General features: G+C 67.9%; 23 protein-coding genes and 1 pseudogene. 13 read left to right on the plus strand and 11 right to left on the minus strand.

Features of this window, described 5'->3' with window-relative positions; genetic code table 11:
• Positions 1–112 precede the first annotated feature (112 nt).
• Entirely contained in the window at positions 113–1,207 is a 1,095-nt protein-coding gene (eccB, locus tag EJK91_RS19790) for a type VII secretion protein EccB (RefSeq protein WP_082105783.1), read from the minus strand.
• A 94-nt stretch (positions 1,208–1,301) separates the two neighbouring features.
• On the opposite strand from eccB, the gene EJK91_RS19795 reads away from it, so the two are divergent.
• Complete coding sequence (locus EJK91_RS19795) at positions 1,302–1,997, plus strand: cutinase family protein (protein ID WP_024443775.1); 696 nt, start codon at positions 1,302–1,304, stop codon at positions 1,995–1,997.
• A gap of 58 nt (positions 1,998–2,055) precedes the next feature.
• Positions 2,056–2,691, plus strand: a complete 636-nt coding sequence (locus tag EJK91_RS19800) for a cutinase family protein (RefSeq protein ID WP_125079763.1) — start codon at positions 2,056–2,058, stop codon at positions 2,689–2,691.
• A gap of 66 nt (positions 2,692–2,757) precedes the next feature.
• Here the strand turns inward: EJK91_RS19800 and truA are convergent, their stop codons facing one another.
• The 8 genes from truA to infA form a co-directional block, all read right to left on the minus strand.
• Positions 2,758–3,636, minus strand: coding sequence for a tRNA pseudouridine(38-40) synthase TruA (gene truA / locus EJK91_RS19805; RefSeq protein WP_125079764.1), 879 nt, complete (start codon positions 3,634–3,636; stop codon positions 2,758–2,760).
• A complete protein-coding gene (rplQ, locus tag EJK91_RS19810; protein ID WP_125079765.1) occupies positions 3,608–4,159 on the minus strand; it encodes a 50S ribosomal protein L17 in 552 nt (183 codons plus the stop codon). The genes truA and rplQ overlap by 29 nt, the downstream gene beginning before the upstream one ends.
• A gap of 75 nt (positions 4,160–4,234) precedes the next feature.
• Positions 4,235–5,278, minus strand: coding sequence for a DNA-directed RNA polymerase subunit alpha (locus tag EJK91_RS19815; protein WP_019738182.1), 1,044 nt, complete (start codon positions 5,276–5,278; stop codon positions 4,235–4,237).
• 126 nt (positions 5,279–5,404) lie between these two features.
• Entirely contained in the window at positions 5,405–6,010 is a 606-nt protein-coding gene (gene rpsD / locus EJK91_RS19820) for a 30S ribosomal protein S4 (RefSeq protein ID WP_024443771.1), read from the minus strand.
• Positions 6,011–6,025: 15 nt separating this feature from the next.
• A complete protein-coding gene (gene rpsK / locus EJK91_RS19825; RefSeq protein ID WP_024443770.1) occupies positions 6,026–6,436 on the minus strand; it encodes a 30S ribosomal protein S11 in 411 nt (136 codons plus the stop codon).
• A 5-nt stretch (positions 6,437–6,441) separates the two neighbouring features.
• Complete coding sequence (gene rpsM, locus EJK91_RS19830) at positions 6,442–6,816, minus strand: 30S ribosomal protein S13 (protein WP_024443769.1); 375 nt, start codon at positions 6,814–6,816, stop codon at positions 6,442–6,444.
• A 179-nt stretch (positions 6,817–6,995) separates the two neighbouring features.
• A complete protein-coding gene (gene rpmJ, locus EJK91_RS19835) occupies positions 6,996–7,109 on the minus strand; it encodes a 50S ribosomal protein L36 (RefSeq protein ID WP_003879483.1) in 114 nt (37 codons plus the stop codon).
• 54 nt (positions 7,110–7,163) lie between these two features.
• Positions 7,164–7,385: a translation initiation factor IF-1 gene (gene infA, locus EJK91_RS19840; RefSeq protein ID WP_003418601.1), complete on the minus strand. Its 222-nt coding sequence runs from the start codon at positions 7,383–7,385 to the stop codon at positions 7,164–7,166.
• Between the two features lie 345 nt (positions 7,386–7,730).
• Between infA and EJK91_RS19845 the strand changes: the two genes are divergently transcribed.
• Genes EJK91_RS19845 through rfbC form a run of 5 tightly spaced genes read left to right on the plus strand, consistent with a single transcriptional unit; the run spans position 7,731 to position 12,234 of the window.
• Positions 7,731–8,225, plus strand: coding sequence for a hypothetical protein (locus EJK91_RS19845; protein ID WP_024443768.1), 495 nt, complete (start codon positions 7,731–7,733; stop codon positions 8,223–8,225).
• A gap of 21 nt (positions 8,226–8,246) precedes the next feature.
• Positions 8,247–9,737, plus strand: coding sequence for a flotillin family protein (locus tag EJK91_RS19850; RefSeq protein WP_036458659.1), 1,491 nt, complete (start codon positions 8,247–8,249; stop codon positions 9,735–9,737).
• A 23-nt stretch (positions 9,738–9,760) separates the two neighbouring features.
• Positions 9,761–10,618 (plus strand): LLM class F420-dependent oxidoreductase, encoded by an 858-nt coding sequence (locus EJK91_RS19855; protein ID WP_024443766.1) that lies wholly within the window; start codon positions 9,761–9,763, stop codon positions 10,616–10,618.
• Between the two features lie 43 nt (positions 10,619–10,661).
• Positions 10,662–11,669 (plus strand): dTDP-glucose 4,6-dehydratase, encoded by a 1,008-nt coding sequence (rfbB, locus tag EJK91_RS19860; RefSeq protein WP_024443765.1) that lies wholly within the window; start codon positions 10,662–10,664, stop codon positions 11,667–11,669.
• Position 11,670: 1 nt separating this feature from the next.
• Entirely contained in the window at positions 11,671–12,234 is a 564-nt protein-coding gene (gene rfbC / locus EJK91_RS19865) for a dTDP-4-dehydrorhamnose 3,5-epimerase (protein ID WP_024443764.1), read from the plus strand.
• A 21-nt stretch (positions 12,235–12,255) separates the two neighbouring features.
• Here rfbC and EJK91_RS19870 read toward each other — a convergent pair.
• A pseudogene (locus EJK91_RS19870) lies at positions 12,256–12,369 on the minus strand (aldehyde dehydrogenase family protein); the annotation flags it as partial.
• 105 nt (positions 12,370–12,474) lie between these two features.
• Entirely contained in the window at positions 12,475–13,101 is a 627-nt protein-coding gene (locus EJK91_RS19875; RefSeq protein ID WP_024443763.1) for a TetR/AcrR family transcriptional regulator, read from the minus strand.
• A gap of 209 nt (positions 13,102–13,310) precedes the next feature.
• Here EJK91_RS19875 and EJK91_RS19880 point away from each other — a divergent pair, with 209 nt between their 5' ends.
• The 6 genes from EJK91_RS19880 to EJK91_RS19905 all read left to right on the plus strand — a co-directional run.
• Positions 13,311–13,928, plus strand: a complete 618-nt coding sequence (locus EJK91_RS19880) for a hypothetical protein (protein ID WP_206430450.1) — start codon at positions 13,311–13,313, stop codon at positions 13,926–13,928.
• Positions 13,925–14,611 (plus strand): hypothetical protein, encoded by a 687-nt coding sequence (locus EJK91_RS19885; RefSeq protein ID WP_125079767.1) that lies wholly within the window; start codon positions 13,925–13,927, stop codon positions 14,609–14,611. The genes EJK91_RS19880 and EJK91_RS19885 overlap by 4 nt, the downstream gene beginning before the upstream one ends.
• 222 nt (positions 14,612–14,833) lie before the next feature.
• Positions 14,834–16,354 carry a CoA-acylating methylmalonate-semialdehyde dehydrogenase gene (locus EJK91_RS19890; RefSeq protein ID WP_125079768.1) on the plus strand — a complete coding sequence of 507 codons (1,521 nt, stop codon included), beginning with the start codon at positions 14,834–14,836 and terminating at the stop codon, positions 16,352–16,354.
• Positions 16,355–16,358: 4 nt separating this feature from the next.
• On the plus strand, positions 16,359–17,522 hold the full coding sequence (locus EJK91_RS19895; RefSeq protein ID WP_125079769.1) for an acyl-CoA dehydrogenase family protein: 1,164 nt from the start codon (positions 16,359–16,361) through the stop codon (positions 17,520–17,522).
• Between the two features lie 40 nt (positions 17,523–17,562).
• Entirely contained in the window at positions 17,563–18,438 is an 876-nt protein-coding gene (gene mmsB, locus EJK91_RS19900) for a 3-hydroxyisobutyrate dehydrogenase (RefSeq protein WP_024440317.1), read from the plus strand.
• Positions 18,439–18,509: 71 nt separating this feature from the next.
• On the plus strand, positions 18,510–18,939 hold a 430-nt coding region (locus tag EJK91_RS19905), incomplete at its 3' end, for a DUF222 domain-containing protein (protein WP_125079770.1).

Raw genomic sequence — 18,939 nt, forward strand, 5'->3', positions numbered from 1 at the left:
GCGCGCAGGCTGGGACTGCCCGCAGTGGCCACCGGGGTGCCGTGGCCGCTGTTGGCCGGGTTGCCGGCCGGCCCCCGTCTCAGTCGTGACCAGGCGATGCTGCTGGCAGCCCTCACCGGTCGGGCGCTGTCGGGCCGGGCACCGCGTCCCGGCTCAGCATCGCCTGGTCACGACTGAGACGGGGGCCGGCCGGCAACCCGGCCAACAGCGGCCACGGCACCCCGGTGGCCACTGCGGGCAGTCCCAGCCTGCGCGCCGCATCGTCGTCGTCGACGGTGAACCGCACCCCGCTCTCGGCGATCAGATAGCCGACACCGCCCGCGTGACCCGAGGTGTCGGCCGCCCGCACGTAGGCACTGTGCCCGGGCGGCAGATAGACCCCGTCCAAGGCGGGGCCAGACCCGTCGGCGTGGGCCAGCGCGGTCGGCGACGCCCCCGCCGGTAGACGCGCCCCACTCGACAGGGTGATCCCGGCCGCTTCGTCGACGCGCCAGTGCACGCACAACGTGGCCGGGGCCGAGCCCACCAACGGGCCCGCCCTACCAAGGTCGACCGGCGGGGCTTCGGGGATCGCGTTGAGCAACAACGCCGAGACCCGTCTCGGCACGGCGGAGTCCAGCAGCGGGTCAGCAGGGTCGACCGCAACCCGCCGCCCGTCGAGGAGCAGATAGGTTGCCCCTGCTTCGGAGCTGACCGGTATGGCCTGCGGTGGGTCGAGGCGCCCGGACGGATCGGCACCGACTAAAAGGACGGTGCCGGCCGAGTCCTCGCACAACGACCACGCCACCGTGTCCGGCAGTGGCGCCCCGAGCACGCCCGGCGCACCCGGGATGCCCAGCGGCGCGCCGCGCCGGGCCCGGCCGACCGCGTTGCCGTCCACCGGTCGAGGGTCGGCCGCCCCGGTGATCAGCCGCGCCGACGCGAGGTTGTACACCGGATGCACCGTGTCGCCGATGCGGACGTAGAGCGCCCCGGTCGCGCGGTCCAGCACGATCGGCGCATCACCCAGGACCGGCTGTGGCCGTACGACGGCCAGCAGGATCGCGCCGACGGCCACGACCATGCTCACCAGCCAGCCCCGGGCCAGCGCGCTTCGACCGGGGACCGCGCCGCCCGTGACCTGCCCGCACCGCAGCGCCCGTTCCATCCGGCGGGCCAGGAAGCGGTGCGCGCTGAGCTGAAGCTGCGTCGTCGATCGCCTGGCCATTTCGGCCACAGGCTATTCGTGAGACCGGTGCGGCCGTATACGGCCATCCACAGTCCCGTCGGTATCGGATTCGGGCTTCGGTACCATCTCGGGTATGCGTTTTGTTCAGCTGAGCAGCATTTTTTCCGCGACATTGATGGCAGGCGCACTGCTGACGCTTCCGGCCGTAGCGCCGAGCGTCGTCCCGGTGGCGACCGCCTACGACTGCCCGGACGTCGAGGTCATCTTCGCCCGCGGCACCAGCGAGCCCCCGGGCGTCGGCCGCGTCGGCCGGGCCATGATCGACTCGCTGCGCCAGCAGACCTCCAAGAAGGTCGACGAGTACGCGGTCAACTACCCCGCCGGCCGGCTGCAGCTGGGTGGCGGCGACGGCGCCAACGACGTGATCAAGCGGGTCAAGGCGGCGGCTGAAGTCTGCCCGGACACCCAGCTGGTGCTGGGCGGCTACTCGCAGGGCGCCTCGGTCATCGACATCGTGACCGGCACCCAGGTCGGCGGCATCACTTGGGGCAACCAGCTGCCGGCGCAGTACGCCGACCAGGTGGTGGCGGTGACCACGTTCGGTAACCCTGCCGACCGCACCGGCGGACCGATCAGCGTGCAGAGCGCGCTGTTCGGTTCGAAGGCTCTCGACCTGTGCAACCCGGGTGACCCGATCTGTCACGAGGGCCCCGGCAACGAGTGGACCGATCACACCGACGGCTACATCCCGGCGCTGACCAGCCAGGCGGCGAACTTCATCGCCGGCCGGCTGCGGGCTGCGGGCCCGGCGCCGACGCTGGCGCCGTGACGGGACCCACCCGTTTTAGTTAGCTCATCAAGGCTTATTTTCGCTACTATCGTTCACCATGAAGGCATTCCGCGTCCTGGCGGCAGGGGTCGCCGCCGCAGCGCTGCTGATGGACCCCACCGCGTCATCGACGCCGACCGCCTCGGCTGACGGTTGTCCCGATGTCGAGGTGGTGTTCGCTCGCGGCACCAGTGAGCCGCCGGGCCTGGGTCGGGTCGGCGACGGCCTGGTCAGCGCTTTGCGGAACCGGACGTCCCGATCGGTCGGCGCCTATGCGGTCAACTACCCGGCCAGCTATGACTTTGGCCGGGCCGCCGACGGCGCCAACGACGCCAGCGGCCACATCATGTGGATGGTGGAGAACTGCCCGGGCACCCGCCTGGTCCTCGGCGGCTACTCGCAGGGCGCGGCGATCATCGACATCGTGGCGGCGGCACCGGTGCCGGGCTTCGGTTTCACCGCGCCGCTGCCCCCCGAGGCCGCCGACCACGTCGCGGCGATCGCGGTGTTCGGCAACCCGTCGAACAAGATCGGGCAACCGCTGACCAACAGTCCGGTCTACGGATTCAAGACCGTCGACCTGTGCACCGATGGCGACCCGGTCTGCTCGCCTGGGCGCATGTTCTCCGCGCACTCCGGCTACACACCGGGCATGACCAATCAGGCCGCTTCGTTCGTCGCCGGCCTGCTGTAGCGCTGTCGGGCGTTCTCGCAGGACAGGTTCGAGTAGCCACCTGCGTTCAGCACGATCTCGCGACGATCAGCAGGGCTTCCGCAGATCCCGGGTGATGATCGTGCGCGCCCCCAGCTGATCGTCCGGCGGGTAGTCGACGCCGACCAAGGTCAGCCCGCGGGCGGGTGCGGCGGTGAAATCGCTGGATCGGCGCTGCGCGTTCAGCAGATCGGCGCACCAGGCGGCATCGCGCCGGCGCTCACCGACCGCCAGCACCGCCCCGACCAGGGAACGCACCATCGACCAGCAGAACGCGTCGGCGCTGACGTGCGCAGTGACCAGATCACCGTCGCGAACCCAGTCCAGACGCTGCAGGTCGCGAATGGTGGTTGCGCCCTCGCGGTGCCGGCAGAAGGCCGCAAAGTCATGCAGCCCCACCAGAGTCCGGGAGGCCTCGGCCATCGCGTCGACGTCCAGCGGACGCGACCACGCGGTGATGTAGCGGGCCTGCTGCGGCACCACCCCGTACGCAGCGGTCGACAACCGGTAGGTGTAGTGGCGGCGCAGCGCCGAGAACCGGGCATCGAACTCAGCGACGGTGCGCTGCACCCGCAGCACCCGCACGTCGATCGGCAGGAAGCGCGCCAATCGCCGGGTCAGCGCCAGGAACTCCGGCTCGCCGTACCGCCGGGTCCGCGAATAGGCATGCGGTAGCGCCGAAACCGGAACATCGAGGTGGGCCACCTGCCCGGTGGCGTGCACACCCGTATCGGTACGTCCGGCCGCGAACAACCGCACCGGAGTGCGGAACACGGTCGTCAGAGCCTCGTCGAGAACTCCGGCGACCGTGCGCTGTCCCGCCTGAACCGCCCAGCCGGCGAATTCCGTGCCGTCGTAGGCGATGTCGAGCCGAAGCCGGACGACTTCGGCCGTACCGTCAGGACTCGTCGGTACCCTCGGCCGCATCGGTGGCCTCAGCAGCGTCGGTGGCCTCGGTCGCCTCGGCGGCCGGCTCTTCGACCGTCTCGTCAGCCTCGACCTCAGCGGGCTTCTCGGCCTTCTCGGTCTTGGAGGCAGCCTTGTCCGCCTTGGCCGCAGCGCGGCGAGCGCGGTCAGCCTCCGACGTCACGGTCTTCTCCCGAACCAGCTCGATCACGGCCATCGGGGCGTTGTCACCCTGACGCGGCTCGACCTTGATGATCCGGGTGTAGCCACCGCTGCGGTCCGCGAAGTGCGGGGCGATCTCGGCGAACAGCGAGTGCACCACGTCCTTGTCGCGGATCTTCTTGAGCACCTCACGCCGGTTGTGCAGCGTGCCCTTCTTGGCGTGGGTGATCAGCTTCTCGGCGTACGGCCGCAATGCCCGCGCCTTCGGCTCGGTGGTCTTGATCCGGCCGTGAGTGAACAGCGAGGTGGCCAAGTTGGCCAGCAGCGCCTTCTGGTGCGAGGACTTTCCGCCGAGGCGGGGGCCCTTGGTGGGCTTGGGCATTGCGACTTCTCCTAAATGGGGCCGACCCCCGTGTCAGGTAGGGCCGGGACGGCTCTCTTATCGAGAGGTTGGGCGTTACAGCTGTTCGGTTTCGGCGTAGTCCTGCTCGTCATAACCGGCGTCGGCCGACCAGGTGCCGGTGGCAACGTCGTAGCCCGCCACCTGCGACGGGTCGAAGCTGGCCGGGCTGTCCTTGAGCGACAGGCCGAGCTGGTGCAGCTTGACCTTGACCTCGTCGATGGACTTCTGACCGAAGTTGCGGATGTCGAGCAGGTCGGACTCGGTGCGAGCGACCAACTCCCCGACCGTGTGCACACCCTCGCGCTTCAGGCAGTTGTAGGACCGCACGGTCAGGTCCAGGTCGTCGATCGGCAGCGCGAACGAGGCGATGTGGTCCGCCTCGGCCGGCGACGGGCCGATCTCGATGCCCTCGGCCTCGACGTTGAGTTCCCGCGCCAGACCGAACAGCTCGACCAGGGTCTTACCGGCCGAGGCCAGCGCGTCTCGCGGGCTGATGGAGTTCTTGGTCTCCACGTCCAGCACCAGCTTGTCGAAGTCGGTGCGCTGCTCGACACGGGTCGCCTCGACCTTGTAGGTCACCTTGAGCACCGGCGAATAGATCGAGTCGACCGGGATGCGGCCGATCTCCGCGCCCGACACCTTGTTCTGCACGGCCGGGACGTACCCGCGGCCGCGCTCGACGATCAGCTCGACCTCGAGCTTGCCCTTGTCGTTCAGGGTGGCGATGTGCATGTCTGGGTTGTGCACCGTCACGCCGGCCGGCGGAACGATGTCACCGGCGGTGACCGCACCCGGGCCCTGCTTGCGCAGGTACATGGTGACCGGCTCGTCCTCTTCGGACGAGACCACCAGGCCCTTGAGGTTCAGGATGATGTCGGTGACATCTTCCTTGACCCCGGGGACCGTGGTGAACTCGTGCAGCACACCGTCGATGCGGATGCTGGTGACCGCCGCGCCGGGGATCGACGACAGCAGGGTACGACGAAGCGAGTTGCCCAGGGTGTAACCGAATCCCGGCTCCAGCGGTTCGATGACGAACTGCGACCGGTTGTCGGCCACGACCTCTTCGGACAGGGTCGGACGCTGAGAGATCAGCATGGTGTTCTTTCTCCTTCTGGCACCCGCTATTTGATGCCGCTCGGTTGTCTCGCGGCGATCCGCTTCGCCCGGCTACGCCGCGCTCGCGGATCCCCGCGGGGACTCGGGGTCGGACCCCGAGTTGTCTTACTTCGAGTAGAACTCGACGATCAGCTGCTCGGTGAGCGGAACGACGATCTGAGCCCGCTCGGGCAGCTGGTGGACCAGGATGCGCTGACGCTCCCCGACCACCTGCAGCCAGCCCGGGATCGGACGGTCGCCGGCGACCTCACGGGCGATCTGGAACGGCACCGTGTTGAGCGACTTGTCCTTGACGTCGATGATGTCGTACTGCGCCACCTGGTAGCTGGGCACATCGACCTTCACACCGTTGACGGTGAAGTGGCCGTGGCTGACCAGCTGACGGGCCATCCGACGGGTGCGGGCCAGGCCGGCGCGGTAAACCACGTTGTCCAGCCGGCTCTCCAGGATGCGCAGCAGTTCTTCGCCGGTCTTGCCGCCGCGACGGACAGCTTCCTCGTAGTAGCGACGGAACTGCTTCTCCATCACGCCGTAGGTGAAGCGAGCCTTCTGCTTCTCCTGCAGCTGCAGTCGGTATTCGCTCTCCTTGACCCGGGCGCGGCCGTGCTGGCCGGGCGGGTAGGGCCGCTTTTCGAATGCCTGATCGCCGCCGATGAGGTCAACGCCGAGACGGCGGGACTTGCGGGTGGCGGGTCCGGTGTAACGAGCCATGTTGTTTCAGTCCTCCTAGACCCGACGCCGCTTGGGCGGACGGCAGCCGTTGTGCGGCTGCGGGGTGACATCGGAAATCGCGCCAACCTCGAGGCCGGCGGCCTGCAGCGAGCGGATCGCGGTCTCACGACCCGAACCCGGGCCCTTGACGAACACGTCGACCTTCTTCACGCCGTGCTCCTGCGCCTTGCGGGCAGCGTTCTCGGCGGCCAGCTGCGCGGCGAACGGGGTGGACTTACGCGAGCCCTTGAAGCCCACGTGGCCCGACGACGCCCACGCGATCACGTTGCCCTGCGGGTCGGTGATCGTCACGATCGTGTTGTTGAAGGTGCTCTTGATGTGCGCGGCACCGTGCGGGATGTTCTTCTTTTCCCGCCGCCGAGTCTTCTGGCCCTTCTTGGGCCCGGTCGCTTTCTTGGTTGCCATGGGTCTTACCTGGCCTTCTTCTTACCGGCGATGGTGCGCTTCGGGCCCTTGCGGGTGCGCGCGTTGGTCTTGGTCCGCTGGCCACGCACCGGCAGGCCGCGACGGTGCCGCAGACCCTGGTAGCAGCCGATCTCAATCTTGCGACGGATGTCGGCCTGCACCTCGCGGCGCAGGTCGCCCTCAACCTTCAGGTTGCGCTCGATGTAGTCACGCAACTGGGTGAGCTGGTCGTCAGTCAGGTCCTTGCTGCGCTGGTCCTTGTCGATACCGGTCGCGGCCAGGATTTCGTTGGAGCGAGTACGGCCGATGCCGTAGATATAGGTCAGCGCGATCTCCATGCGCTTATCGCGCGGCAGGTCGACGCCCACAAGTCGAGCCATGGGGGCATGCCCCTTTCATCTTCGTTACGGAGGTTGTGATCCCAGCCCGTTCCCGGCCAACTGCTCCGGGGCCCGGCCTCCGATCCGGGCGTGTGTGGGCGGCCTATCCGCTCACTGGTACTGGGAGGTCTGCATTCAGTTGTGGCTGTGCCCGACCAGGCCGGGCAGGGTACGAGCTGCTAGCCCTGTCGCTGCTTGTGGCGCGGGTCCGAGCAGATCACCATGACCCGGCCATGCCGACGGATCACCCTGCACTTGTCGCAGATCGGCTTGACGCTGGGGTTCACCTTCACGGCTGCTGTGGTCCTGTTCTAATCGCTGGTTGACGTACTTCGGGCGGTCGGGAGCTACTTGTACCGATAGACGATGCGTCCCCGGGACAGGTCATAGGGAGACAACTCCACGACCACCCGGTCTTCCGGCAGGATACGGATGTAGTGCTGCCGCATCTTGCCGCTGATGTGGGCGAGCACCTTGTGACCGTTCTCCAGCTCAATGCGAAACATCGCATTGGGCAGGGGTTCGACCACTCGACCCTCGACCTCGATTGCACCGTCTTTTTTGGCCATTACTCTCCGGCGATCCTCCGTGTCTGACTTACTTGTCGCATGTGCATGCGCCCGCCTCGGCGCAGCATCGACTACGACTGCAAAACGTGGGCCGGTGACAGAAAATTCGAGGTAGAACCCCAAGAATCTCAGACTGGACACGCAAGAGCCGACGCGGACGCCGCACCGTCGACCTACGATACCCGCATCCGCCGCCCACGCCAAAAAAGCGGGGATCTCTGCCGCGGCCCCAGCTTCGCCTCTCCTGCGTCGAGCCTCGCTAAACCGCGGGGTTCATACAGCGGCAGCATGCGAGGATGACCTGACGATCGGTGTAGTGGCGCCCTTCGACCTGCAGGAGGAGTCATGACGGCGGTGTACCTGGCGGCATTCGCCGTCGGCGCGATCGCCCTGCTCACCGCCTTGCTGTTGACCGATATCGGGCACGACGGGATGCCTTTTCTGAGCCTGACCGGAATGTCCGCCGCCCTGGTCGGAACGGGTGCCGGCGGGTTGGTGGGGACCTGGGCCGGGTTCAATGCCGTGCCCGCGGCCGCACTGGGCCTGGGCACTGGAGCCACGCTGGTCTTCATCCTGCATGGCGTGGTGCTGCCCTATCTGCACCGGCAGGAATCCAATTCCCAGCACGCACGGTCAGCCTACATCGGCCTGTTGGGCACGGTGACGATCGACGTACCGCCCGGCGGGTGGGGTGAGATCGCCTTCGTCGATCCCGACGGCAACCGGGTCCGGTCCCGCGCGATCAGCCCGGAGCCGCAGGCACTCACCAAAGCCACCCGCGTCTACATCGCCGATGTCGACGCCGATTACCTGCACGTCGTCGCAGTACCCACTCAGTAACCAGCTGGAGAGGCAGTAATCGTGTCGCTTGTCTTGATCGTGACCATCGCCACCGTCGCAGCACTGCTGTTGCTGGTCGTATTGCCGATGATCTACGTCCAGAACTACATCAAGGTCCCGCCGAACGAGGTCGCCGTGTTCACCGGGCGCGGTCAGCCCAAGGTGGTTCGCGGCGGCGCCAGGTTCCGGATGCCGGGCATCGAACGAGTCGACATCATGTCGCTGGAGCCGTTCAACGTCAGCATCAACCTGCAGAACGCGCTGTCCAACAACGGGGTGCCGGTCAACGTGGAAGCCGTCGGCCTGGTCCGGATCGGCTCGGCCGACGACGCCGTGCAGACCGCGGTGCAGCGCTTCTTGACGTCGGACCTCGACGATCTGCAGCGCCAGATCAATGACATCCTCGCCGGGAGCCTGCGCGGCATCACCGCGACGATGACCGTCGAGGATCTCAACTCCAACCGCGACACCCTGGCCCGCAGCGTGGTCGAGGAAGCCGGGACCGACCTGTCCCGCATCGGCATGGAAGTCGACGTCCTCAAGATCGCCGGCATCTCCGACCGCAACGGCTATCTCGAATCGCTGGGTCAGCGGCGCATCGCCGAGGTGAAACGGGACGCCACGGTCGGCACCGCCGAAGCCGAGCGGGACGCCCAGATCCAGTCGGCCAAGGCCCGTCAGGCGGGAGCGGTCGCCCAGGCCGAAGCCGACACTGCGATCGCCACCGCCAACCAGAAGCGCGACGTCGAGCTGGCCCGGCTGCGCGCCCAGACCGAGGCGGAGAACGCCCAAGCCGACCAGGCCGGTCCGCTGGCGCACGCCCGCGCCGAGAAGGACGTCGGTATCGCCGTCGAGCAGGCCGAGGCCGCCCGGGTGCAGGCCCGCATCGAGGTGGAGCAGCGTCGCGCCGAGCAGGCCCAGGCCGCTCTGCAGGCCGATGTGATCGCCCCGGCCGAGGCGCAGCGCCAGGCCGATGTGGCCCGCGCCGAGGGCCAGCGCCAGGCCGCGATCCTGGCGGCTCAGGCCCAGGCGGAGGCGGCCCGCCAAGCCGGTGAAGCCCAAGCCGACGCGCGCAAGGCGGCCGCCGAGGCGCTGCGGGTGGAGCGCCAGGCCGAGGCCGACGGCGCCAGGGCGAGCCTGGTCGCCGAGGCCGAGGGCACCAAGGCCAAGCTGCTCGCCGAAGCCGAGGGTAAGAAGGAGATCGCCAACGCCCTCAACAGCTACAGCGCGGAGGCGGCCCGAATGCTGATGCTCCCCGATGTGCTGGCCTCGGTCGTTGCGGCCACCCAGGCCGCGGCCGCGCCGCTGTCTGACATCGAGCGGCTGTCGATCGTCGGCGGCGCCGGCGATGCCCAGGATGCGATCGGCGGTCTGCTGGGTATCAGTCCATTGGGCATCGCCAAGGTGCTGGAGACGCTGAAGGCGTCCGGGGTGGACGTCGCGGCCATGCTGCGCCCCAAGGCCGCCGAACCCCCACCGGTCGACAACTCGTATCCGCTGCCCACCGAGTAACTGCGACGAGCACAGGAGTCACGATGTCGGACACGTTCGCACTCAAACCCGACCTGGGCCGCTACGCGGTGTGGACCTTCGGATCCCCCACTCCTGAGCAGGCCGCCGAGATCGAACGCCTGGGCTACGGCGCGATCTGGGTGGGCGGCTCGCCCGCCGCTGACCTGGCATTTGTCGAGCCGCTGCTGGCGGCGACCTCGACCCTGCAGGTGGCCACCGGGATCGTCAACATCTGGTCCGCGCCGGCCGCACAGGTCGCCGAGTCCTATCACCGCATCGAGTCCGCCTACCCGGACCGGTTCCTGCTCGGCATCGGTGTCGGTCACTCCGAGGCCACCGCCGAGTACCGCAGCCCCTATGCGGCCCTGACCGACTACCTGGACGCCCTCGATGACGCCGCGGTGCCGAACAGCCGCCGAGTGCTGGCCGCACTGGGTCCCAAGGTGTTGCGGTTGGCGGCGCAGCGCAGCGCCGGGGCGCACCCCTACCTGACCACGCCCGAACACACCGCCAGTGCGCGCGAGCTGGTCGGCCCGTCGGTGTTCCTGGCGCCCGAACACAAGGTGGTCCTGTCCACGGACGCCACCGCGGCCCGCGAGGTCGGACGCGAGGCGGTCGGCTTCTACCTACGGCTGTCCAACTACGTCAACAACTGGCGCCGGTTGGGCTTCAGTGAGCGCGACGTGCGCGCGCCGGGCAGTGACCGGTTGATCGACGCGGTGGTCGCGCACGGCACCGCCGACGAGATCGCCGCGCGCCTGGACGCGCACTTGGATGCCGGCGCGGATCAGGTGACCATCCAGGTGCTGGGCGGCTGGAAGAACCTGCTGCCGACGCTGACCGAGCTGGCCGGCCCACTCGGGCTGACGCCGCGGGCCTAAGCGCAAGCGGGAATCCGGGTCGCACCACCGTTAGGGTTGCCCCATGCATCTGCTGGTCACCGGCGGCGCCGGGTTCATCGGCGCCAACTTCGTGCACAGCACGCTCGCGCAGCGCCCCGGTACCACGATCACCGTGCTCGACGCGTTGACCTACGCCGGCAGCCGCGAATCACTGGCCGATGCCGCTGACCGGATCCGGCTGGTGCAGGGCGACATCACCGATGCCGCACTGGTTGCTGCGCTGGTCGCCGAGTTGAACCCCGAGACCGACGCGGTGGTGCACTTCGCCGCCGAAACCCACGTGGACAACGCCCTGGCCGACCCGGAGCCGTTCCTGCGATCCAACGTGATCGGCACTTTTACCGTGCTGGAGGCGGTGCGCGCCCAGGGGGTGCGGCTGCACCACATCTCCACTGACGAGGTCTACGGCGAACTGGCTCTCGACGACCCGCGCCGGTTTACCGAGACGACGCCGTACCACCCGTCAAGCCCTTACTCATCGACCAAGGCCGCTGCCGACCTGCTGGTGCACTCCTGGGTGCGTTCCTATCGCGTGCGCGCGACGATCTCGAACTGCTCCAACAACTACGGGCCGTATCAGCATGTGGAGAAGTTCATCCCGCGCCAGATCACCAACCTGCTCACCGGGCGCCGGGCCAAGCTGTACGGCAACGGGGCCAACGTCCGCGACTGGATTCACGTCGACGACCACAACAGTGCCGTCTGGCAGATCATGACCGGCGGTCATATGGGGCGCACCTACCTGATCGGCGCGGACGGGGAGCGGGACAACCGCAGCGTGCTGCAGATGATCCTGCGACTGATGGACCACGACCCCGACGACTACGATCACGTCTCCGACCGCCCCGGTCACGACCTGCGCTACGCGATCGACCCGTCGGCGTTGCGCGACGAATTGGGCTGGAAGCCCGAGCACACCGACTTCGAGGCGGGCCTGCGCGAGACCATCGCCTGGTACCGCGCCAACGAATCCTGGTGGGCTCCCCTGAAAGAGGCTGCCGAGGCCCGCTACGCGGAATTGGGGCGCTGACGTGCAGGCGCGCGAGCTGACCATCCCGGGGGCCTGGGAGCTCACCCCGACTCAGCACACCGATTCCCGCGGCGTGTTCTTCGAGTGGTTCACCGACCGGGAGTTCACCGCGTTCGCCGGGCACCGTTTCGACCTGCGCCAGGCCAACTGCTCGGTGTCGAGCGCCGGGGTGCTGCGTGGCCTGCACTTCGCCCAACTGCCGCCCGGGCAGGCCAAGTACGTCACCTGCGTGTCGGGTTCGGTCTTCGACGTCGTGGTCGACATCCGGGTCGGCTCCCCGACCTACGGCCGCTGGGACGCGGTGGTGCTGGATGCCCGGGATCGCCGGTCGGTGTACCTGGCGGCCGGTCTGGCGCACGGATTTGTTGCGCTGGAAGATAATTCGACGGTGATGTATCTGTGCTCAGCCGAATACGATCCGCAGCGCGAGCACACCATCTGCGCCACCGACCCGGCGATCGGGATCGACTGGCCCGACGGTCATCCTCTGGTGCTCTCGGATCGGGACGCGGACGCCCCGTCGCTGGAGCAGGTCCGTGCTGCCGGGTTGCTGCCGGCCTGGTAGTGGCCCTGCCCGACGTGGGGCTCAGGCCAGCGCGATGTACTTGGTTTCGAGGTACTCCTCGATTCCCTCGCCGCCACCCTCCCGGCCCAGACCCGACTCCTTGATCCCGCCGAACGGTGCCGCCGCGTCCGTAGTGAAGATTCGCGTCAGGGTGGTTGCGTCCACGCCGGAATCGGCGATCAAATCGGCCACGACGCCCCCACACGAACCGCTGTCAACGCTACGGCCTGCGGCGGCGGTCTAGCCCTCGGCTTCCAGCAGCAGAGAGTCGAACAAGGCGGTCATGTCATCCATGACGGCCGGACTGGTAGTCGCGGCCGCATGGGCAAACCCATCGACGATGGTACTGATCAGGCGCGCGATCGCCACCGGATCCCGGTCGGCGCGGATCAAGCCGTGATCCTGGCCGTGGCGCACAGCTGCAGTCAGCGTCTCGGCCATAGCGACGGCCTGTTTGGCGAACGCCTCGGTGAGTTCAGGATGACGCCGCGCGTCGATGGGCGCGGTGGCGACGAACCCGGCCAACGTGGGCGACTCGTGGTTGATCCGCATCGACTCCCCCAGCACCGCATGCAGCAGTCCGCGCACCGAAAGCGGCTGGGCCATCGCGACTTCCGCCGACCGCGCGATGATCTTGCCGTACACGGTCTCACACACGGCGTCGAAGAGTTTGCTCTTGGCCCCGTAGTGGTAGTACACCGCCCCCGCGGTGACACCGGCCAATTCGGCGATCAGACTGTTGGTCGCCGTGCTGTACCCGTACTGGGCGAAACACCGACACGCCGCGTCGATCACCCGCTGCCGGGTATCGCCGCTGTCGATGCCAGCTGGGCGCCCTGGACCGGGTTTCGCTCGCGTGCCACTCACCTGGCCATCATGGCAAACCCCCGGGAAAATCCCGGCTCTGCGCGCCCGGCGTGAGCGGCCCGAACTCGTTGACCACGAAGGTGACGCCTGTTACAAACTAATTGGTCCACCAGTCACGACCCGACGCCGGTAGGTCCTCACACGATCCCCCTGCCCTATGGCGGGCCGGTGATGCCGCCGGAGTCCGAACCGCAGCGTCAAGGCATTCCATGGAACTGACAAAGAGCCGACACATGCCGGACACACAGTTGCTGCACCCACCTGAGGCCCGGAAGAAGCCACCCGATATCGACGGCACGGCCACCGGCGGCGGTGACACCCGAGGTGAGACCGCACCGGCATCGCCACAACGCCTGCCGCACCCGGCCCGCGGCTCCGTCGCGCTCCTAGTTCTCGCGCTGGCGGCGTGTTGCGGCTACCGGGGGTGGCAGGACAATAGCCGTCATGATATTCAGGCCGCCGGCGCGGCAACCCAGAAGGCGGCAGAGGACTACACAGTCACCCTGACACCGATCGACAGCAATAACCCGGACACGAACTTCGCGGCCGTCCTCGACGGCGTGTCCGGTGAGTTCCAGGACCTGTACCGCCAATCCAGCAGCCAGCTGCGCCAAGTGCTGATAGCGCGCAAAGCGACCGGGCACGGTGTGGCCGTGGACTCGGCGGTCAAATCGGCGACCAGGGATCAAATGGAAGTGCTGCTGTTCGTCGACCAGACCGTGACCAACACCGACATACCGGAGCCACGCATCGACCGCAGCCGCATCATGATGACGATGCAGCGGCTCGATGGTCAGTGGAAGACTGCAAAGGTCGAGATGCCATGAATAACAGGCTCGCCGCCGTACGTGATGACTGGATCATGCGATCCATGCTGGCCCGGGTGGGCGACATACCCGAAACGGTGCTGCTGCCGTTACTGCGGCAAGTCGCCGATGATCGCGCGGCGGTCGAGGCCGGATGGCAAGCGGTGAACGCCGGGCGAATCCCCGCCCGGGCCCGGCTGACGGCCCGTGAATCATGGCGCTGCCGCTATGGGCAGTTCGTCCGGGAATTGGAATGGGCCATCACCGGATTGGTGGCGGTAATGCCCAGAGCAGACGTCGAGCAGTTGGTCTCCGACGCGGTGGCCACCCGGCTGCGGAGCTGGCTGCGGTTCCTGCTGCCCGCCTTCGGCACCGTCGGTCTGATCCCTCGCAGGATATATCCCAAGATCATGGACGCCGGGGTGTCCGTGGCGACATTTCTGGTCGGACAGATACACCGGACCGGCGTCGAAGCCGACGGAACACTGGTGTACGAGATCCCGGAATGCGCCATGCATACCGCAACCGGTGCCGTTGTGGCGCAGGAACATTCGTGCCTGATGGCCTGCAAGTCCGCCTGCGAGAAGGTGTTCGACAAGGATTCAGCCATGCCGCTCGAGTTCGACCCGCACCTGCCCGGATTGTCCTGCACGCTGCGCGTTCACCGAGCCACCACTCACCTCAACAGACTGCACCGAATGTGACCAACACCGACACGGCCGACGCCGACCTCACCGTCTAGACCCCCGGCACGAAGAATATGACTACACCATCGACGATTACGCCGGCACGCTCCCAGAGGATTTGCAGGGCATGCCGTACCGCAAGGGCGCCGGCAGGAACACCCTAGCAATTACTAGGATGTCCTAGTATTCTCGGTGCGGGCCGATCGAGCCCACCACCACTGTCACGGGATGGCGCAGCGCATGAGCACACAGATTCCGCACTTCATAGATGGCCACCGCATCGTCGGCACGTCACGGCGCACCACCGATGTCTTCGACCCCAACACCGGCCGGGTACAGGCCACGCTGCCGCTGGCCAACACCGCCGACGTCGACGCTGCGGTCGCTGGCGCGGTTGCGGCCCAGCGCGATTGGGCCGCCTACAACCCGCAGCGCCGGGCCCGGGTGATGATGCGTTTCATCGACCTGGTCAACACCCACGCCGACGAGCTGGCCGAGCTGCTCTCCCGTGAGCACGGCAAGACCCTCGAGGACGCCCGCGGCGACATCCAGCGCGGCATCGAGGTGATCGAGTTCTGCGTCGGGATCCCGCACCTGCTCAAGGGCGAGCACACCGAGGGCGCCGGCCCCGGCATCGACGTGTTCTCGCTGCGCCAGCCGCTGGGCGTGGTCGCCGGGATCACCCCGTTCAACTTCCCGGCGATGATCCCGCTGTGGCAGGCCGGGCCGGCCCTGGCGTGTGGAAACGCGTTCATTCTCAAGCCGTCCGAGCGTGACCCGTCGGTACCGGTGCGTCTTGCCGAGCTGTTCGTCGAGGCCGGGTTGCCGCCGGGCGTGCTGCAGGTGGTGCACGGCAACAAGGACGCCGTCGACGCGTTGCTGCACCACCCGCAAGTCGCCGCGATCGGCTTCGTCGGCAGCTCCGACATCGCGCAGTACATCTACTCGACGGCCACCGCCAACGGTAAGCGCGCCCAGTGCTTCGGCGGCGCCAAGAACCACATGATCGTGATGCCCGACGCCGACCTGGACCAGGCCGTCGACGCACTGATCGGCGCCGGCTACGGCAGTGCCGGCGAGCGCTGCATGGCGATCTCGGTGGCGGTCCCGGTCGGCGAGCAGACCGCCGACCGGCTGCGCGCCCGGCTGGTGGAGCGCATCAACGGCCTGCGGGTCGGCCACAGCTTGGACCCCAAGGCCGACTACGGCCCGTTGGTCACCCGGGCCGCTCTGGACCGGGTCAACGACTACATCGGCCAAGGCGTCGCCGCCGGCGCCGAGCTGGTGATCGACGGCCGCGCCCGGGCCAGCGACGACACCCAGTTCGGCGACGCGGATCTGACCGGCGGCTTCTTCGCCGGCCCCACGCTGTTCGACCGTGTCACCACCGAGATGTCGATCTACACCGACGAGATCTTCGGCCCGGTGCTGTGCATGGTGCGAGCCCACGACTACGAAGAAGCCCTGCGACTGCCGAGCGAGCACGAGTACGGCAACGGGGTGGCGATCTTCACCCGCGACGGCGACACGGCGCGCGACTTCACCTCCCGGGTGCAGGTCGGCATGGTCGGTGTGAACGTGCCGATTCCGGTGCCGGTGGCCTATCACACTTTCGGCGGCTGGAAGCGGTCCGGCTTCGGCGACCTCAACCAGCACGGGACGGCGTCCATCACCTTCTACACGAAGGTGAAGACCGTCACCCAGCGTTGGCCCTCGGGGATCAAAGACGGCGCCGAATTCCACATCCCCACCATGGAATAGGACAATGAACACCATCTTGGATGACGAAGAGCGGGTGATCGTCGACACCGCGGCAGCGTTCGCCGACAAGCGCCTGGCGCCGTACGCCCTGGAATGGGATGCCACCCACCACTTTCCGGTCGACGTGATGCGGGAGGCGGCCCAGCTGGGAATGGCGGCGATCTATTGCCGCGACGACGTGGGCGGCTCCGGGCTGCGCCGCCTGGACGGGGTGCGGATCTTCGAGCAGCTCTCCATCGCCGACCCGGTGATCGCCGCTTATCTGTCGATCCACAACATGTGTTCCTGGATGATCGACGCCTACGGCACCGAAGACCAGCGCAAGAGCTGGGTGCCACGGCTGGCCTCCATGGAGGCGGTTGCCAGTTACTGCCTCACCGAACCCGGCGCCGGTTCGGATGCCAGCGCATTGAGCACCCGTGCGGTCCGCTCGGGTGACGATTACGTGCTCGACGGGGTCAAGCAGTTCATCTCCGGCGCCGGCGTCTCGGACGTCTATGTGGTGATGGCCAGAACCGGCGCGGACGGCCCGCGGGGCATTTCCACGTTCATCGTCGAAAAGGACACGCCCGGGCTGAGTTTCGGCGCCGCCGAGCAGAAGATGGGCTGGAACTCCCAGCCGACCGCGCAGGTGATCTTCGATCGCGTACGGGTGCCGGCCGAGGCGATGCTCGGCGGTCCCGACGGAGATGGCAACGGTTTTGCTATCGCGATGAACGGACTCAACGGCGGTCGGATCAATATCGCCGCCTGTTCGATGGGCGGCGGCCAGGCAGCGTTCGACAAGACCGGCAGCTACCTGGCCGACCGGACGGGATTCGGCAAGGCGCTGCTCGACGAGCCGACGATCCGGTTCACCCTGGCCGATATGGCCACCGCGCTGGAGACCTCGCGACTGCTGCTGTGGCGCGCGGCGACCGCGCTCGACAACAACTCCCCCGACAAGGTGGAGCTGTGCGCGATGGCCAAGCGCTATGTCACCGACGCCTGCTTCGATGTCGCTGACAAGGCGCTGCAGCTGCACGGCGGGTATGGCTATCTGCGCGAATACGGTCTGGAGAAAATCGTCCGCGATCTTCGGGTGCACCGCATTCTGGAGGGCACCAACGAGATCATGCGGTTGGTGATCGGCCGGGCCGAGGCGGCTCGCGTCCGGTCAGGCCAGTAACCCCCGCCGCCGGCGACCACCGGTCCACTTAGGAGCACATATGGCAATCGTCGCGTTTCTCGGTCTGGGCCACATGGGTGGGCCCATGTCGGCGAACCTGGTCGCCGCCGGGCACACCGTGCGCGGCTTCGACCCGGTGCCGGCGGCCACCGCGGCCGCCGAGCAACACGGCGTAAGCGTCCATGCCAGCGCCGTCGAGGCGGTGGCCGGCGCCGACACCGTGGTGACCATGCTTCCGCACGGTGACGCGGTGAAGAGCTGCTACGCCGAGATCCTGCCCGCGGCCTCCCCCGACACGCTGTTCATCGACAGCTCCACCATCTCGGTCGACGACGCCCGCGAGGTGCACGCCCTGGCCGGCTCACACGGGTTCGCCCAACTCGACGCCCCGGTCTCCGGCGGAGTCACCGGTGCGGTCGCGGGCCGGCTGGCGTTCATGGTCGGCGGCGACGCTGCCGCCGTGGCACGGGCCACGCCGGTGCTGGAACCGATGGCCGCCAAGATCATCCACTGCGGTGCCGCCGGCGCGGGCCAGGCCGCCAAGGTCTGCAACAACATGGTGCTGGCCGTGCAGCAGGTCGCGGTCGCCGAGGCGTTCGTGCTGGCCGAGAAACTCGGACTGGCCGACCAGGCGCTGTTCGACGTGATGACCGGCGCCACCGGAAACTGCTGGGCGCTGCACACCAACTGCCCTGTTCCGGGCCCGGTGCCCACCTCCCCGGCGAACCGCAATTTCGAGCCGGGTTTCGCTACCGCACTGATGAACAAGGACCTGGGCCTGGCGATGGACGCGGTCGCCTCGACCGGATCGGCGGCCCCGCTCGGCAGCCACGCCGCGGCGATCTACCGCGACTTCGCCGCCGAACACGGTGCGCAGGACTTCAGCGCGGTGATCAACCTGCTGCGCGGCGACTGAGCGCCGCCGGCCTGAACGATCGCGAACTCACTCGAAGGCTAGATGTCGGACCCTGCTGTCATGCTGGGGTCATGTCCTCGATCGCGGCCACGTCCAGTGCCGAATCGCGGCCTGACCGGCGTCTTGAGGTGCTGTTCGAGGAACTCGCGGAGTTGACCGGGCAGCGCAATGCCATCGATGGCCGCATCGTGGACATCATCGCCGAGGTCGAGCGCGAGCAACTGTGGGGCGCTACCGGGGCACGCTCGATCACCGCATTGGTGGCCTGGAAGACCGGGGTATCACCGGGCAATGCCCGCACCATCGCCACGGTGGCCCACCGAGCCGAACAGTTTCCCCGCTGCGTCCAGGGCCTGCGGGACGGTCGGGTGTCCCTCGACCAGGTCGGGGTGATCGCCGGGCGGGCCGCCGACGGTTCCGACGAGCACTACGCCCCACTGGCCGCCGTGGCCACCGTCAGCCAACTACGCACCGCGGTCAACCTGGAACCCCGCCCCGAAC

Source organism: Mycobacterium sp. P7213 (assembly GCF_900604305.1).
Classification (GTDB): Bacteria; Actinomycetota; Actinomycetes; order Mycobacteriales; family Mycobacteriaceae; genus Mycobacterium.